We start from the raw sequence: 16,604 nt of genomic DNA on the forward strand, positions 1-16,604 counted from the left end.
GGGGCGCCCCGGGTGGAAGGTGCCTCCACGCGGGGCGCCCCGCCGGCCCTCACCCCTGGTAGCCGAGCACCGTCATCATCCCCGCCTCCGCGTGGTAGACGTTGTGGCAGTGGACCATCCACAGCCCCGGGTTGTCGGCGTCGAAGTCCACCGTCAGCCGCCCGTGCGGCAGCACGACCGCGGTGTCCTTGCGCGCGCCGCCCGCGACGCCGGCCAGCCCGAAGGTGTGGCCGTGCAGATGCATCGGGTGCCACATGGCGGTGGCGTTGGAGAAGACGAGCCGCACCCGCTCACCGGCCCGCACGGGATGCCGCCGGCCGGCGGTGTAGGGCTTGCCGTCGAAGGCCCAGTCGTAGCGCGCCATGCTGCCCGTCAGCCGCAGCCGCACCGTCCGGTCCGGTGCCCGGGACGCGAGCGCCACGGACTCGTCGGCCCTCAGCCGGTTCGCCGTCAGCACGCGCCCGCCCAGCTCCTCGGGACGCGCGGACGCGGCGGGCGCGGTGCCGCCGCCCGTCCTCAACAGGGCGCGTGCCGAGGCGTTCTTGCCCTCGGCGAACGCGGTCAGCGGGAAGACGCCGTCCCGGGCGGTGACCAGCACGTCGTACCGCTCGCCCATGCCGATCAGCAGCGCGTCCGTCGTCGCGTGCCGCACGGGGTAGCCGTCCGTGTGGGTCACGGTCATCCGGTGGCCGCCGAGGGCCACCCGGAAGGCGGTGTCCCCGCCCGCGTTGACCAGCCGGATCCGGATGCGGTCGCCGGGGCGTGCCCGGAACACCGTGGGCGCCGTCGCCGTACGACCGTTGACCAGGTAGTACGGGTAGGCCACATCGCCCGCGTCCCCGCCGAGCAGATCGCTGTGGGCGCCCATGAGCATCCGGGAGGGGCCGGAGGCGGACGGCGAGGGGCTCCCCGGAGCCGACCTGCCCGACCTGCCGGAGCCGCCCGACGTGCCGGACCTGCCCGACGTGCCGGACATCCCGTGCCCGGAGTGGCCCGTGGAGCCGCCGTCGTCCTCGTCCGTGTGCGTGCCGTCCGTGTGCGTGCCGTCCGTGTGCGTGCCGCCCATGTCCGTGCCGCCCATGTCCATAGCGCCCATGTCCATGCCGCGCATGCCGCCGCCCAGCTCCCTCAGCACGGCGTCCGGCGTCGACCCGTCCACCCCGTCGACCCAGTCGTCCAGGACGACGACCCACTCCTTGTCGTACGACAGGGGCTCCTTCGGATCCTCGACGATCAGCGGTGCGTACAGCCCGCGGTCCAGCTGGGTGCCCGAGTGGGGGTGGAACCAGTAGGTGCCCGCGTGCGGCACGGTGAAGCGGTAGGTGAACGCGGCGCCCGGCGCGATCGCGCGCTGGGTGAGGCCGGGGACACCGTCCATGTCGTTGCGCAGGGCGACGCCGTGCCAGTGCAGGGACGTCGACTGGGGGAGGTGGTTGGCGAGCGTCAGCGCGAGCGTGTCGCCCGCGGTGACCCGGACCTCCCTGCCGGGCAGCCCGTCGCCGTACGCCCAGGACCTGACCGTACGGCCGCCGAGGTCCAGCGAGGTCGCGGTGGCGGTGAGCCGGACCGTCCGGAGCGGTCCGCCGCCGCGTGCGCGCTCCGCGACGGCGACCTCCGGCCCCGCGGGGTCGACGTATCCGCCGGGGGCGCCGGACGCCCCGGCACCGGCGCCGGCCGGGTTCTTGCAGGCCGCCAGGGCCGCCGTTCCGGCGGCGACGGCCGCACCGAGCACGGTGCGGCGGGTGGGCGCGGTACGTGGGGGAGTGGTGGTGCGAGAAGACATGACCGGGTGACACCTCGTCGTGGTGGTGTTGCCTGCGGAAGGGACGCGTCCACCGCCTCACATGCGCCGCGCCGCGCGGATCCGCGCGGGCAGCACGAGGCGGCCGGTGCGCCGGCCTACTGGCGCAGCACCGAAAGACGGGTCAGCAGGGACCTCGGCGGCGGGGGGTCGGGCCACAGCGCCCGCAGCCGCCGCGTGAGCCGGAGCGGGGGGTCGCGGGATTCGCGGGGGCCTGCCGCGGTCACGCCCAGCAGCACGAGCAACGTGAAGGAGCCGAGCACGCCGAGGCAGACCGACAGCGGGTCCATCCCGGTCATCGGGGGCGGCCAGGCATGCACCGACGGCACGGGGACGGCCGTCGCCTCGGGCGTGACGGCCCGGGCGTGGGCCCGGGCCCCAGGGTGAGCGGCGGCGACCGCCGTGCCGGACGACGCCGCCTCGTGCTGCGACGGATGCCCCAGCGTGTGCATCGTGAGGATCCCGAAGAGCAGTGCGGCGAACAGCAGCAGCTGTCCGTAGCGCTCGCGGCTCCTCGTCCTCATGCCGGCACCTTACCCCCGCCGGGTATCGGTCGCGGGCCGACGCACGCCGCGTCGCGGGCCGGCGCACGCCCCGTCGCAGGCCGCGTCGCGGGCCGCGTACGCTCGTCATCACCCCCCACACCACACGGCAGGGAGGGAGACCGGGCCATGATCCAGGAACGCGGGGGCGGCGCTCCCGCGCGGCCGCGCGCCGGCGGCGAGGCGCTGCACGTGCACCGCGCCGGCGGCGAGGCGCTCCACGTGCGCATCGACGGGGTCCGCCACCACGTCCGCGTGGACGGCACGGGACCGCCGTGCGTCCTGAGCCCCGGTCTCGGGATGTGCTGGTTCGACTGGGACCCGGTCGTGCCGCTGCTCGCGCCCCGGCGGACCGTCGTGCGGTTCGACCGGCCCGGGCTCGGCCTCAGCGGACCCGCGCAGGCGTGGCCGACGCTCCGCGCCGAGGCCCGGCGGATCGGACAGGTCCTGGACGCGCTGGGGCTCGACGGGCCCGCGACCGTGGTCGGGCACTCGCTCGCCGGTTTCCACGCCGAGGCGTTCGCGCGGCTGCTGCCTCACCGGGCGGCGGGCGTGGTGCTCGTCGACTCCAGTGTCGAGGAGGAACCGCGTCCCCGCCGGGCCCGGCCGGCCCGGGACGCCGCCACCCGCGCGTGCGCCACGCTGCTCGGCGTCGCCGGCGTGCCGCGCGTCCTGCTGCCGGGCCTGCGCCGCGCCGTCGTACGGGCCTCCCGCACCGGAGGCGGCGATCCGGCGCCGTCCGCCCTCGTCCGCGGCGTCTACTCCACGCGCCGCTCCTTCGACGCGATCCTCGCCGAGAACGCCACCTACACCGACCAGGCCGTCGAACTCGCGGCCCTGCGCCGCGCGATGCCGCTGCCGGACCTCCCGGTCACCGTGCTCGCGGCCGGTGCGCCGCACTGGCTGGACCGCCAGCGCGCCCTCGCTGACCTGCTGAACGGAACCTTCCGGGTGGCCGAACGCTCCGGCCACATGGTGATGCTGGACCGGCCGCAGGACGTCGCCGACGCCGTACTGGAAACCGCCTGACACACACGTGCGCCCGCCCCCCGGTCATGGGGGACGGGCGCGACGCGGTCAGCCGTGGACGGTCGTCCGTCAGTGCCGGCGCCACGACTCGACGTAGCCGGGAGCGGGCGAACCCACGCCGGTCACGTCGTCATAGCCCTTCACGGCCTTGAGGGAGCTGTCCTTGCCGAGGCTGCGGACGGAGGTGAGCACGCCGTTCGCGGCGTCGAAGCCGTTGGCGAAGTCGACGCGTGCCACGGCGAGTTCGGAGCCCGTCGGGGTGTCCGTGACGTCGTGGTACGCCTTCGAGCCGTACTTGGCGTAGATCGCCGGGTTGGCGAAGCCGATGGCCTTGCCGCCGCGTGCCTCCTGGGCCAGCGCCTGCACGGCCGCGATCACCGGCGCGGCGAGCGAGGTGCCGCCGATCCGGTACTCGCTGTACTGCTGCGTGCCGTCCGGGAAGGTCTGCGTCTGGCCGACCTTGAAGCCGGTGTTGGGGTCGGCGATCGCCGCGATGTCCGGGACGACCCGGTTCCCGTCGGCGCTGTTCGCCTTGGCGAGCGAGTCCGGTACGGCACCCTTCTGGTAGTAGGGCTCCGCAACGGTCCTGCTGGTGCCGCCGCCCGCGCCGGAGGTGAACGCGCCGGGGAAGTTCACCCAGCTCGTGCCGTCGGCGGACAGCGATGCCTTCTCGGTGCCCCAGCCGGTCTCCCAGAGGTACTTGTCGTACTTGCCCACGGCCAGCGAGGTGCCGCCGACCGCCGTCACCCACGCCGAGTTGGCCGGAGTGTCGACCTGCTTCGTCCCGGTGTTGTCGACCTCGTCGCCGTTGTCGCCGGAGGAGAAGTAGAAGCCGATGCCCTGGACCGCGCCGAACTGGAAGACCTGGTCGTAGGCCGCCGCGAGGTCCGGCGTCTGGTTGGCCTCGATGTCGCCCCACGAGTTGGAGACGATGTCGGCCAGGTGACCGTCGACGATCTTGCCGAGCGAGTCGAGCAGATCGTTGTCGTAGCAGGAGGCGGCACCGACGTACGTGATGCTCGCGCCCGGGGCGACCGCGTGCACGGCCTCGACGTCGAGGGTCTCCTCGCCGTACCAGCCGGCGGCCCCGCACTCCTCGGTCTTCGTGTAGTTCTTCGGCAGGACCTGGCGCAGCTGGCCCGTGGTGTAGGCCGCGTCGCCGTGCTTCTTCGCGTAGGTGGCCGCGTCGAAGGCGATGGTCGGGGAGGCGTACGCGTCGGTGATGGCCACCCGCACGCCCTTGCCGGTGCGCTTGCCGGCGCCGTAGGCGGCCCGCAGCTGCTTGCCCGTGTAGCCCTGCACGGCGTACGGGATCTTCGTGCCGTAGGCGTCCGGCAGCGTGCTCGCGATGTTCGAGCCGTGGTACGAGGAGAACGGCCCGGAGTTGCGGAACACCGCGTCCGGCGGCGGCAGCTGGTCCTTGTGGCTCGCCTTGTGCGGGGCGTTGTCGAGGCCGGTGACGGTCAGGACGGCGCCCTTCAGGCTGTCCGGCGCCGAGGCCGTACGCGAGGGCGCGTGGTAGGTCCGCGAACCCTTGGCGTAGTTGTGCAGCTGCGTGCCGAACGCCTTCTCGGCGGCGGCCACGTCACCGGTGACGGCGACGTAGTGCCGGGTGACGGCGGTGACCTTCAGGCCCGATGCCTTGAGCCAGGACGTCACCGCGGCCACCTGGGCCTTGGTCGCGCCGAAGCGCTTCTCCGTCTGCTTGGCGCTCAGGTACCTGCCGTAGACGGGCGACGACGGGTCGGACACGGCCTTGGCGTATGCGGCCAGGCCGGCGGCGTCGCGGCCGGCGAGGTAGACCCGGGCGGAGACCTGGGCGCTGTCCGGGGTCGCGCCCCTGTCCGCCCCGGCCGTGGCCCACGCGGGCTTGGTGCCGGCGAGCGTGTCCCGGCCCGGGTGGTCCGCGGCGTGCGCCGCGGGTATGCCGAGCGCCAGCGCGCCGGCGAGCAGCGGCAGTGTCGCTGCCATGCTCACCCCGGCGCGCGCCTTGGCGCGGTTGGATCTCATGAAACCCCCTGCGATGCGGTTCGTCGCATGTAGTGGCCGGTGATCCGCGTAGAACCCACCGCGCGTGACGGCGCGGAGAGTGGATCACACGGTGGGGGCCACTCTTTCGGCGAACCGTTCATGCCAGGGGAATGAAAAGGCCAAGAAGAGCCCAAGTGGAGGAAACGCCAGGGTGTTTGAGAGGGTTTGGGTGCTGCCGGCGGTTGCGGGATGGTTGCGATCGCCGTGACAGCCTTGCGGTGCCGTCCGCGTCAGTCCGGTTCGTGTTCCGGCTCCCCGAGGTCCGGGCCGGTGAACTCCGGGTCGGAGTAGCCGGGGTGCGGTCCCGTGGCGGGGCCGCTGTCCGGGCCGGTGGAGCCCGGGTGGTCGTAGCCGAGGTGCGGGATACGGCTGTGTGTCGGTTCCGGTGTCCTCCGGCTCAGCGCGGCCTCGCCCGGATCGGCGAGCGCGTCGCGCAGGAACGGCAGGATGCCGCGTTCCAGCAGGGCCTCGCGCCAGGCTTCCCTGGCCCGGGCCACCTCCGCCGTCGACTCGCCCCTGGAACTCTCCTCGTGTGCGGAGGAGCCGTGGCGCAGTGCGGTGAGCAGGAGGCCGATCGCGGCGACCAGGATCGCCACTGCGGTCACCGCCCCGAAGACCCACCCCGTGGTCAGGAGGGTCCGGGCGTGCGTCCGGTGCGGGTCGACCATCCTGAGGACGTAGCCCACGAGCAGGAAGATCGCCGCGGCGGTACCGGTGAGGACGGGGGTGAGAACCGCGAGGACGGCGACGGCCCCGGCGCTCGCGGCGGCCTCTTCCACAGCGGCGGGCCCCGGCCGGCGCAGTTCCTCGCGCACCTTCACGTAGTGGTGGTACTCGGTGGCCGCCGCCGCGGTGATGAGGGCGGTGGCGTTCAGTGCCATGGTGCGCAGCTGTTCGGGGTTGAGCCGCTGTCCCACGGCGGTCAGGTCCGGGCGGTGTGGTGCGGAGCGCAGCGCCTCATCGAGGATCCGCTCGTAGTCCTGGCGGTCCTCGCTCATCAGGCGCTGCGGAACAGAACCGACGCCCCTGCGGGCCACGTGCCCCTGTCGGCGCCGGTTCTGGGACGACGGGCTCTGTCCCGGCGCAGGGCCGAGCCCCGAGCCCCGGGCATCCGACGACGCGGTTCCCCTCTCCGCCGAGTCCCGGTCGGACGCCCGACGGCCCCCTGTCCGTACGGTTGCCGGCCGGTCGGCCTCCCCGGAGGCGCGAGGCGCGTGCGGACGTACTCGAATCCCCAGAAGCGAAGCCAGCAAACGGTGCCTCAGCGGCAGGAGGCGCTGCTGGTCGACGGTCGGCGGCCGCCGACCCGACCGGTCGACACCCAAGACGCTTGCGGCGATACGCGAGTGCAAGGAGAGCCGCGTCGTCACGTCGTCTCCTCCTCTCCGACCACCGGACCGCGAGGAACCGGCGGCGTGCCGAGGCCGCCGAGACCGCGCCCGGGCCCGCCCGTGGCGTCCGCCGGCCGGCCGTTCACGTGCGGCTGCCCGGTGTCCGGCTGGAGGCCGACGCGTGCGTCCGGGCGGGGCCGGCGACCGTCCGCGGACACGACCGGAGACACCTGCGGTCCACGGGAGGTGGGCGGCGCGGAGACGGGATCGCCCGAGTTCGCGGCCGTGGGCAGCGAAGCGGGGACCGCCGACGGTGAGTCCACTTCGGACACCCGCTTCCCGGCGCCGGGGCTCGCCACCGCCTCCGTCTGCCCGGTGAGCGCATCACTCACCGACTGGATACGACTGAGCTGGGTCAGAATCACCGGCGCGGAGACTCCGACGACGATGGCGGCATAGGCTCCGGTGATCTGTCCCGTGGTGCCGAACAGCACTGCGGCTCCGGCGCCCATGAGGCTGTGCACCACCGCTGCGACAGGATCACCGACCGGGTCGAAGTACTTCTGGAAACGTGGTGGCTCGTCCTCTTGCCCCAGCGGTAATCGAAAATGGGCACGCCGGTCCGACCGCCAGTCGAGGAACCGGGTGTAGACGTCGAGAAGCCCCCGCAGTGCCCCTCCTGCCGCCCCCAGCAGGATCAGCGTCGGCACGTCCACAGCTTCCCCCGGTGGTCCAGACGTCTGAGCTCCGACCAGCAAGTCCCGACGAGCCTAGAACCGGATGAGGCGCGAAAGGAAGGACTCGATTCCACGCACGCTCGCCGCACCTAGCCGCGCGGCTTCGCGCCCCGCTCCGCGAGCATGGACGTCATCAGCTCGATCTCCGACCGCTGGGCGTCGGCCATGCCCCGCGCGAGCCTCTTCTCCACCCCCACCGTGCACAGGTCGGCACAGCCCTCGGCCATGTGGATGCCGCCCTTGTGGTGGTCGGTCATCAGCTGCAGGTAGAAGATCTCGGCCTGCCGGCCGCCCAGGGTGTTGAGCTTGGTCATCTCCGCGTCGGTGGCCATGCCCGGCATCAGCGCGCCGTCCTTGCCCGAGGCCATGCCGCCCATGCCCATCCACGTCATCGGCGGATCGGGGGACACCTTCGGCAGCCCCCACAGATCGAGCCAGCCCAGCAGCATGCCGCGCTGGTTGGCCTGCGTCTGCGCGATGTCGTACGCGAGCCGGCGTACCTCCTCGTTCCGGGTGCGGTCGCGCACGATGTACGACATCTCGACGGCCTGCTGGTGGTGGACCGCCATGTCGCGCGCGAAGCCCGCGTCCGCGGAGCCGGCGGTGGGCGCGTGCGGCGTGTGCGGCGTGGAGCGGGTGTCCTCGGCGACCGCGTACGTGACCGCGCCGACCGCGACGAGCACCGCGGCCGCGGCCCCGGAGATCCACCCGACGTGCGTCCTCACTTCATCGTCCCGCCGGTGCACGAGGCACCCGGCTCGGGTGTCTGGCTGCCCTGGACGTAGGTGGCGAGGAACGCGTCGACGCCCGGGTCGGCGGCGCTCTTCACACCGAGCTGGTGGCCCCACGCCGAGAGCGTGATCGGGTCCTTCTGGTTCTCGTACGGGCTCATGAGCGTGTACGGCGTCTTCCTGACCTTCGCCGCGAGCGCCTGCACGTCGGCCTTCGACGCCTTGCCGCTGTAGGTGACCCAGACCGCGCCGTGCTCCAGCGAGTGCACGGCGTTCTCGTCCTTCACGGGCTCGGTGTAGACGTTGCCGTTGCAGTTCAGCCACACCGGGTTGTGGTTGCCGCCCACGGGCGGGCGCATCGGGTAGTCAACCGCCGTGCCGACGTGGGTGCGGGACAGCTTCCCGCTCCAGATCCGCACCCCGTCCTTGCCCGTGACGAAGTGACCCGAGTCGCCCGAGCTACCGGAGCTCTTGCCGTTCTTCCCGTTCTCCGTGTCGCTCGCCGCCGCGGCCTTCCCGCCGGACTGCGCGTCGACGAGGACCACCCCGCCGACGACGAGACCCGCGACGACGACCACGGCGGCCGTGATCGCCATGATCCGGTTGCGGCGCTCACGGGCCCGCTCGGTGCGGCGCATCTCCTCTATGCGCGTCCTGCGCTCGACGGAGGCGGCGTTCTTCTCGGCGGAGCCCATGGCGATTCCTTCGGGAAGGGGGCAGGTGCGCCGCATCGTAGTGGGACCCGTGTGGCCGTATGGAGACAGGACACGGCCAATGGCCGAAGGAAGCGGTTTGGTGGGGGTTTCGTGGTGATAATTTGAGCCACGGATACCGATTACTTACCCTGGGCGGCATGCGGCTCTTGCGCTCCACCGACCTGGCGCTGCGCGTCCTGATGCGGCTCGCGATCGCCGGCGAGTCCAGGCCCACGACCCGGCAGGTCGCGGAGGCCATCGACGTGCCGTACACGCATGCCGCGAAGGTCGTCGCCGAGCTGCAGCACATGGGGCTGCTGGCCGCCCGGCGTGGGCGGGGCGGCGGACTCGCGCTGACCGAGGCGGGGCGCAAGGTGTCGGTCGGCACGGTGGTGCGCGCCTTCGAGGGGCACAGCGAGGTCGTCGAGTGCGACGGCACCGCGCCCTGCCCGCTCCGCTTCGACTGCCGGCTGCGCGGGGCACTGCGAGGGGCCCAGGAGGCGTTCTTCGCCTCGCTGGACCCCTTCACGATAGAGGAGATGGCCACCGCGCCGGCGGGACCGACGCTGCTGGGGATCTCCTCCTCCACGCCTCAGGCCTGGCCGAGCCAGAGGTCCGGGCCGAAGACCTCGTAGTGGATGTCCGCGGCGGGCAGGCCCCGCTCCAGGAGCTGGGTGCGGACGGCCCGCATGAAGGGCAGCGGACCGCACAGGTACGCCTGCGTGCCCGGAGCGATCGTCAGGGCGGACAGGTCGACGGTCCCGGTGTGCGCGGACTCGGGGGCGTCCTCCTCGTACCAGAAGTGCACGCTCGCGTTCGCCAGCTTGCCCGCGTAGGCCACGTGGTCGGAGCGCAGGGCGTGCTCGGCGGGGGAGCGGTCACCGTGCACGACCGTGACCGGGCCGTCGTGGCCGGTGCGGGCGAGCTGGTCCAGCATCGCGATCACCGGGGTCACGCCGATGCCGGCGGAGGCGAGCAGCAGGGGCGCGTCGGTGTCCTCCAGGACGAGGTCGCCGTAGGGGGCCGACAGTTCCAGGGTGCTGCCCTCGTGCACCTGGGCGTGGAGGTGGCTGGAGACCTCTCCGTCGGGGTTGCCGTCACCGTGCACCCGCTTGACGGTGATCTGCCGCAGCGGCGAGTCCGGCGAGGCGGAGAGGCTGTACTGGCGGATCTGCCGGGCACCGTCGGGAAGCTCCACGCGGACGGAGACGTACTGTCCGGCACGGAAGTCCATGACGGGCTCGTCGTCGGCCGGGCGCAGCTGGAAGGTGGCGACGTCCGGGGTCTCCTCGATCCGGCCGACGACCCGCCATGTCCGCCAGCCGGTCTGCTTGCTCTCCTCGTACAGCCGCCGCTCCAGCTCGATCAGCGCGTTCGCCATCAGCCAGTAGACCTCGTCCCAGGCCGCCGCGACCTCGGGGGTGACCGCGTCACCGAGGACCTCGGCTATGGCGGCGAAGAGGTTCTCCTGCACGATCGGGTACTGCTCGGGCGTCACGGCCAGCGAGGCGTGCTTGTGGGCGATACGGCTCAACATCATGTCGGGCCGTTCGTCCGGGTGGTCCACCAGGTAGGTGGCGAAGGCGGCGATCGAGCCCGCCAGTGCCTGCGGCTGGGTGCCGGCCGCCTGGTTGCCGCGGTTGAAGAGGTCGCGGATCAGTTCGGGGTGGGCGGTGAACATCTTCTTGTAGAAGAGAGGGGTGATCTCCCCGATGGCGGCGCCGACGGCGGGCAGGGTGGCGCGCACGACGGCGGCGGACTGCTCGGACAGCATGCGGAACTCCTTTGCGGAAGGGCGGGCTCCCGCCCGCTGGGCCGATCAGCACGCTAGTAAAACTTGCATCTGAGATGCAAATTATGGACGCCGGAAGGGCGAAAGAGTGGGCCATTACACACGAGCCGATGAACAGGCAAGATGGGCGGCAGAGGAGCACACCTGCCGTAGGTGAGGTGTTCGGCCAGAGGCCGCCCGGCCGATCTTGGTCCGCAACGCGCATGAAACGGTGTTGTGGTGGGATGCTCAGGTGCCCGACCGTCTCCGGGGGACTGGAGACAGGCGGCCTGACCAGCAAGGATGGGGAAGCGGAAGATGGACAAGCAGCAGGAGTTCGTGCTCCGGACCTTGGAGGAGCGCGACATCCGGTTCGTACGCCTGTGGTTCACGGACGTGCTGGGCTTCCTCAAGTCCGTGGCGGTGGCGCCGGCCGAGCTCGAGCAGGCGTTCGACGAGGGTATCGGCTTCGACGGCTCGGCCATCGAGGGCTTCGCGCGTGTCTACGAGTCCGACATGATCGCCAAGCCGGACCCCTCGACCTTCCAGGTGCTGCCCTGGCGCGCCGAGGCACCGGGCACGGCCCGCATGTTCTGCGACATCCTGATGCCCGACGGCTCCCCTTCCTTCGCCGACCCGAGGTATGTGCTCAAGCGCGCCCTCGCCCGCGCCTCCGACCTGGGCTTCACCTTCTACACCCACCCGGAGATCGAGTTCTTCCTGCTGAAGGACAAGCCGGTCGACGGCACCCGTCCCACGCCCGCCGACAACTCCGGCTACTTCGACCACACCCCGCAGAACGTCGGCATGGACTTCCGCCGCCAGGCGATCACCATGCTGGAGTCCATGGGCATCTCGGTCGAGTTCTCCCACCACGAGGGCGCCCCCGGCCAGCAGGAGATCGACCTGCGCTACGCCGACGCGCTGTCCACCGCCGACAACGTCATGACGTTCCGCCTGGTCATGAAGCAGGTGGCGCTCGAGCAGGGCGTGCAGGCGACCTTCATGCCGAAGCCGTTCTCGGAGTACCCGGGCAGCGGCATGCACACCCACCTGTCCCTGTTCGAAGGCGACCGGAACGCGTTCTACGAGTCGGGCGCCGAGTACCAGCTGTCGAAGGTCGGCCGCTCCTTCATCGCCGGCCTGCTCCGGCACGCGGCGGAGACCTCGGCGGTCACCAACCAGTGGGTGAACTCCTACAAGCGCATCTGGGGCGGCTCCGAGCGCACCGCGGGCGCCGGCGGTGAGGCGCCGTCGTACATCTGCTGGGGGCACAACAACCGCTCGGCCCTGGTCCGCGTCCCGATGTACAAGCCCGGCAAGACGGGCTCCGCGCGCGTCGAGGTCCGCTCGCTCGACGCCGGCGCGAACCCGTACCTGGCCTACGCGGTCCTCCTGGCCGCCGGCCTGAAGGGCATCGAGGAGGGCTACGAGCTCCCGCCGGGCGCCGAGGACGACGTCTGGGCCCTGACGGACGCCGAGCGCCGCGCCATGGGCATCGAACCGCTGCCGCAGAACCTGGGCGAGGCCCTGGCCCTGATGGAACGCAGCGACCTGGTCGCCGAGACCCTGGGCGAGCACGTCTTCGACTTCTTCCTGCGCAACAAGAAGCACGAGTGGGAGGAGTACCGCTCCGAGGTCACGGCCTTCGAGCTGCGCAAGAGCCTGCCGGTGCTCTGATCGCGGCCCGGAGCTCCCCTGGCGCGGGGCCGGGGCCGGGTGGGGGCGTCGTGCGGGGAAGGCTCGCACGGCGCTCCACGGGACGCTCCGGCATGGCCGAGTGGCTGCGGGGCCGCGTCCGGACATGGCAGAGTGTGCCAGCAACTGAGCGGCAGCGGCGGTGGGGTGCTGCAGCGACGCAGTGGAGTTGGTTGGTGCCCAGAGTCCTGTGCTTACGGTTGCTGGTGATAGCCGGCGCATTCGCGGTCCTCAGCCCTCAGGCTTTCCCCGCCCACGCGGATTCGATCAGCGATCCGGAAGCGGTGTACTGCCTTTCCCGGCCCCACCGTGCCGGCCTGGTGGAGGCCGGTGTGGCCGTGGGCGTCCTGGCCGACGACAGTACGGTCGACGCGCTGGAGTCCGGGGGCGAGAGGTTCGTCGGGGACCGGTCGCTCGAAAAGTGGCGCACGAGGCAGCAAGGGACCTTCGGGACGGCATGCCGGGCGTTTGTCGGAGCGACGGCCCTGTCCGAGGGGAACGGTCCGAAGGAAGAGCCGGACTCCGCCTTCCTCACCTGGCTGCTGCCCATCCTTGTGGGCTCCGTGCTGACCATGCTCGCCACGGAGATGCAAGGCGCTCGAACCAGAAGGATCGCTGCGGCCGACGAGGTCCGCCTGGCGACCGCCGCGTTCAGGGACGCGCTCAACCAGTACGTGACGGAGTGGACGGAGACGTCCACGGGAGGCGGCCCGAGCGCCGCTCCGGTCGACAAGCAGCGCATGCAACTCGTCGCGACATTGCGCAAGGCGGGCCTGCGGTGCACACGGTGGCCCTTTGTGGAACACCTGGTTCTCAGCCTCGACGGCTCCTTCTACCGTGAGGACGTCAAGAACGGTTGGCACGGTCCCCTCGCGGAACGGCAGGGGAAGGCCGACCGGTTGCGATCGCAGATCGCACGACTGGAGGCGGACACGGAGCAGGCGGCCTCGGCTCTTGCCTCGTTGGTCCCCGTGAGACTCAGGCCGTCCCGCACGGCAGCGCCTTCGTCGATAACCAATCCATAGCAAGGTGTCGGTATCTACGCGGTCCCGGAGATCCTGTGTTAAATCCATTCGTCCTTCCCGACCGGACCGGAGCAGACGGTCGGCCGCTCTGCCCATGGGAGTCGGCGGAGCACGCGGACCTGTATGTGCCGGTCGACCACAGTCAGCAGGCGTTCTCCGACTACACCGCCGGCCTGCAGGTCGACCACGACTTCAGGAAGAGTGGAAAACTGGTCCTGATCACGGGTCCGCAGGGCTGTGGCAAGACGTCGCTGATGCATCGGTGCGCCTGGGCCACCAGGGAGTTCCTGGGGACGGTGACATCGCCGCCGTCGGTCCAGATCGTCGACCTCACCTCCGACGGCCTCGTGGGTTCGGACACACAGGCGCGCGACCGGCACATCTGCAGCCGACTGCATGACGAGCTTCAATTTCGGCGCGTCTTCGAGACCGCGAACTTCGCCGAGCTCGAGAAGAGATACGAGGACCCGGCAAAGTTCTATCCCTATCTCTCCAGGCTGCTTCTCGACAAGGGCGTCGTCACCCTGGTCCTGCTGCCACCGTCAGAACTCGTCGAAGAGGTCCGGCGGTACTCCGGCTACGCCCAGAAGATGTTGCTCTTCTTCTGCGAGTCCTCGTACGAGGCCGTAGCCGCTGTCGAGTCGAGCCCGGGGCTGAAACCCATCACCCAGCTCGCCCTCGGCGTGCTCGAGGAAGACGACGGCTGGAACTTCGTCAGCAACCGAATGGCTCGTGCCGCCACTCTGAACGCACAGTGTCCCACCACCGATGAGGAAACCATTCGGGAGTTCATGCGGACACGCATACGGGGCCGTGGGCAGACGACAATCAGAGAACTGCAAATGACGTGTGAAAACGTATTCGCGACGGCGATTCTGTCCGCGAGCAGCGAGGTCAGTTACTCTGATTTCACTCAATACTACGCAGAGAAGGCGTTGTTGTCATGAGTTCGTACGACGGACGGATCTCGGCGCATCGGCCTGACAACCCATTCCCCGCTTCGGCCGTGGCGCGCTTCTCCCCGGTCGGCGGCGAGGCCTTCAGCATCGAAACGCCGGCAGTGACACAGGCTCTGTCGTACGTGGACGGGTACCTCGCCTCATCCGACGACGAGCAGCGTCGGGGGAGCGGCGCCGACAAGGGCAACGTGATCGCCATCGTCGGTGAGTACGGCACAGGGAAGACCCATCTGACCATCGAGCTCCTCCGGCGCATCAAGAGCGGCGAGGACGAGACGGTGCACGCCTTCTACCTGGACGCGCCGGCGGACACCTTTCTGGCCCTCTACCGGGAGCGCTTCTTCGGCCAGCTGGACAGAAAAGACGTACGGCGGTGCGTGGCCGAATACTATGCCGACATCGTGGCGGAGGACCTGGGCCAGTCGCCGCTCACCAAGGATGTGGCCCAACTGCTCGCCGACCGGCGATTGCACCCGCATGAAATCGTGCAGCGCTTCGGGCTGCCGGAGTCCACTTTCCATCAGAAACTGGAGGAGCGGCTCAGGCGGCTCACGGAACACGAGGAGTTCGGTACCGCCCTCGGTCTCTTCATGAGGCCGGAGTTCGAGGCGGCGGTCTGGGAGTGGCTGGCAGGACACCCCGCGGACACCGTGCTGCAGGAGCGCGGTATCCGTCGGACGATCGACGACGACATCTCCGCGCTCGAGGCCATCGGTGTGTTCGCCTTCCTGTACGGGAGGCAACGGCACAGGTTCGTCCTCATCATCGACGAGTTCGAGAAGGTCCTCTCGCGTGACTCGCGGAGCGTGCGGAACCAAGGGGCGGTACTTGCCTTCAAGAAGCTCTTGGAGGTCTTCGGCCAGTCGCGCTCCCTCCTTGTTCTCAGCGGCCTGCCCGACTTCATGGAGGTGCTGCCGGACGACGCCAAGCAGAGAATCTCCTGTCTTGTGCGTCCCACGGCACTCTCCTTCGAGGACACGCGGGAGTACATTCGCAACTCCCTGGGGACGGACTCCGAGGACGTCGCACCCTTCAGCGACGACGCCATCGCGTATCTGGTCGAGCTGGCCGGCGGCAACGCCCGAAAGGTGATCCGACTCTGCTTCCATGCCTACGAGGCGAGCGCCAGGGCGCGCACCGACATCACTCGCGCGATGGTGCGGGAAGTGGCCCGTGAGCAGTTCGAGGTTTCCACTCCCGACGACGTGCGATCCGAGGTGTCGCGCATCCTGGATGCCAACGGGTGGGTCTTCGAGCAGGCGAAGAGGCTGGTCGAGGACCCGGCCGTCACGGCCGACTACTGGTTGCCCGTCGGCCAGGACGGGGCCGGATGCGCCATCATGATCACACGTTCCGTTCTGCATGAGCCCGAAGCCGAACGCCTGGCCGACTCGGCCCGGCGAATCCGCCGGGAGAAGACCAATGTGGAGGCCGTCCTCATTGTCAACGGTTACCTCGCCGAGCCGTTGGAGGACACCGTGACCCATGCGTTTTCCCGTGTGATGCCCTACGCGCCCATGCGGTTTCCGGACGACTTCACCGCGGCCATCGGTGCCTTCGTGCACCGCCTGGAAGACGCGCTGAACGAGGACCGCCTGGCCCTGGTGGAGTCCAAACTGGACCAGCTGTTGCGTCAGACGCAGTCCGTGCGCAGGGCCGTCGACCTCGTGCAGCGGGATTCCCTGTCGCCCACGTATGTGGAGAGCGCCGTCGAAGGCGGCGTCCGCCGGGTCTTCGCGGCACTGGGCGGACGACCCGCAGAGGGAAGCGTCTCGCAACCGCTGCATCCCGCCACGGCCGAGCTCTTTCGGCGTGCACTGCAGGATGCCGAGGTCCTGGGCAGGACGACGCAGGCAGAAGTCAAGTCGGCCTTTCTCCGCGGCCGGGAGTCTTCGAGTCTCTTCGAGAGGGAGACCCTGCTCCGCAGGGCCGCCGTGGCCCAATCCCTGGCCATGGTCGTCGAGGTGTTCCGTGACGCTGTCGCCGCGGCCACCGCCGCGCCTCGCCGTGACACCGCATCACATCGTCTCGACCTGGGGGAGGCGTGCGAGAACTATGACCGGATGTTCGACGCGGCCTCCTCGATCGTGGACTTCCGGAGGCCGCTTGATTCCGAGTCCGGCAGGGACGATTTCGCTGCCCGTCTCGACATGATCAGGGGACTGGCGCGATCCGTGTGGGACGCCGAGCGGGACGAACGTGCGGGGCACGCTTTTTGAGGGGAGCGGCGACGGTACCGCTGTCCGCTCGGCGT

General features: G+C 70.6%; 14 protein-coding genes. 6 read left to right on the top strand and 8 right to left on the bottom strand.

What is annotated here, in order from left to right; all coding sequences use genetic code 11:
* Positions 1-49: 49 nt before the first annotated feature.
* Entirely contained in the window at positions 50-1,783 is a 1,734-nt protein-coding gene (locus ACFYMU_RS08795; RefSeq protein WP_388369994.1) for a multicopper oxidase family protein, read from the bottom strand.
* Positions 1,784-1,899: 116 nt separating this feature from the next.
* Positions 1,900-2,325 carry a hypothetical protein gene (locus tag ACFYMU_RS08800; protein ID WP_388369997.1) on the bottom strand — a complete coding sequence of 142 codons (426 nt, stop codon included), beginning with the start codon at positions 2,323-2,325 and terminating at the stop codon, positions 1,900-1,902.
* Between the two features lie 147 nt (positions 2,326-2,472).
* Here ACFYMU_RS08800 and ACFYMU_RS08805 point away from each other — a divergent pair, with 147 nt between their 5' ends.
* Positions 2,473-3,372, top strand: coding sequence for an alpha/beta fold hydrolase (locus tag ACFYMU_RS08805; RefSeq protein ID WP_388370000.1), 900 nt, complete (start codon positions 2,473-2,475; stop codon positions 3,370-3,372).
* Between the two features lie 69 nt (positions 3,373-3,441).
* Here ACFYMU_RS08805 and ACFYMU_RS08810 read toward each other — a convergent pair whose 3' ends face one another.
* From ACFYMU_RS08810 to ACFYMU_RS08830, 5 genes are all read right to left on the bottom strand, one after another.
* Positions 3,442-5,382: a protease pro-enzyme activation domain-containing protein gene (locus tag ACFYMU_RS08810; protein ID WP_388370003.1), complete on the bottom strand. Its 1,941-nt coding sequence runs from the start codon at positions 5,380-5,382 to the stop codon at positions 3,442-3,444.
* Between the two features lie 251 nt (positions 5,383-5,633).
* The gene (locus ACFYMU_RS08815; protein ID WP_388370006.1) at positions 5,634-6,401 is read right to left on the bottom strand and encodes a hypothetical protein; all 768 of its coding nucleotides are present in this window, start codon (positions 6,399-6,401) and stop codon (positions 5,634-5,636) included.
* A 368-nt stretch (positions 6,402-6,769) separates the two neighbouring features.
* On the bottom strand, positions 6,770-7,444 hold the full coding sequence (locus ACFYMU_RS08820; protein WP_388370009.1) for a hypothetical protein: 675 nt from the start codon (positions 7,442-7,444) through the stop codon (positions 6,770-6,772).
* A 116-nt stretch (positions 7,445-7,560) separates the two neighbouring features.
* On the bottom strand, positions 7,561-8,196 hold the full coding sequence (locus tag ACFYMU_RS08825) for a DUF305 domain-containing protein (protein WP_388370012.1): 636 nt from the start codon (positions 8,194-8,196) through the stop codon (positions 7,561-7,563).
* Complete coding sequence (locus ACFYMU_RS08830) at positions 8,193-8,897, bottom strand: DUF3105 domain-containing protein (RefSeq protein WP_388370015.1); 705 nt, start codon at positions 8,895-8,897, stop codon at positions 8,193-8,195. The genes ACFYMU_RS08825 and ACFYMU_RS08830 overlap by 4 nt, the downstream gene beginning before the upstream one ends.
* A gap of 158 nt (positions 8,898-9,055) precedes the next feature.
* On the opposite strand from ACFYMU_RS08830, the gene ACFYMU_RS08835 reads away from it, so the two are divergent.
* Positions 9,056-9,532, top strand: coding sequence for an RrF2 family transcriptional regulator (locus tag ACFYMU_RS08835; protein WP_388370017.1), 477 nt, complete (start codon positions 9,056-9,058; stop codon positions 9,530-9,532).
* Here the strand turns inward: ACFYMU_RS08835 and ACFYMU_RS08840 are convergent.
* The gene (locus ACFYMU_RS08840; RefSeq protein ID WP_388370020.1) at positions 9,490-10,671 is read right to left on the bottom strand and encodes a globin domain-containing protein; all 1,182 of its coding nucleotides are present in this window, start codon (positions 10,669-10,671) and stop codon (positions 9,490-9,492) included. The two genes, ACFYMU_RS08835 and ACFYMU_RS08840, sit on opposite strands and share 43 nt — an antisense overlap.
* A gap of 315 nt (positions 10,672-10,986) precedes the next feature.
* Between ACFYMU_RS08840 and glnA the strand changes: the two genes are divergently transcribed.
* The 4 genes from glnA (at position 10,987) to ACFYMU_RS08860 (ending at position 16,569) form a co-directional block, all read left to right on the top strand.
* Positions 10,987-12,348, top strand: coding sequence for a type I glutamate--ammonia ligase (glnA, locus tag ACFYMU_RS08845; protein ID WP_388370023.1), 1,362 nt, complete (start codon positions 10,987-10,989; stop codon positions 12,346-12,348).
* A 92-nt stretch (positions 12,349-12,440) separates the two neighbouring features.
* Positions 12,441-13,391: a hypothetical protein gene (locus ACFYMU_RS08850; protein ID WP_388370026.1), complete on the top strand. Its 951-nt coding sequence runs from the start codon at positions 12,441-12,443 to the stop codon at positions 13,389-13,391.
* A 125-nt stretch (positions 13,392-13,516) separates the two neighbouring features.
* Positions 13,517-14,338: an ATP-binding protein gene (locus ACFYMU_RS08855; RefSeq protein ID WP_388370029.1), complete on the top strand. Its 822-nt coding sequence runs from the start codon at positions 13,517-13,519 to the stop codon at positions 14,336-14,338.
* A complete protein-coding gene (locus tag ACFYMU_RS08860) occupies positions 14,335-16,569 on the top strand; it encodes a hypothetical protein (RefSeq protein ID WP_388370031.1) in 2,235 nt (744 codons plus the stop codon). Before ACFYMU_RS08855 ends, ACFYMU_RS08860 begins: the two co-directional genes overlap by 4 nt.
* Positions 16,570-16,604 lie beyond the last annotated feature (35 nt).

The organism is Streptomyces sp. NPDC007264 (assembly GCF_042869095.1).
Classification (GTDB): domain Bacteria; phylum Actinomycetota; class Actinomycetes; order Streptomycetales; family Streptomycetaceae; genus Streptomyces.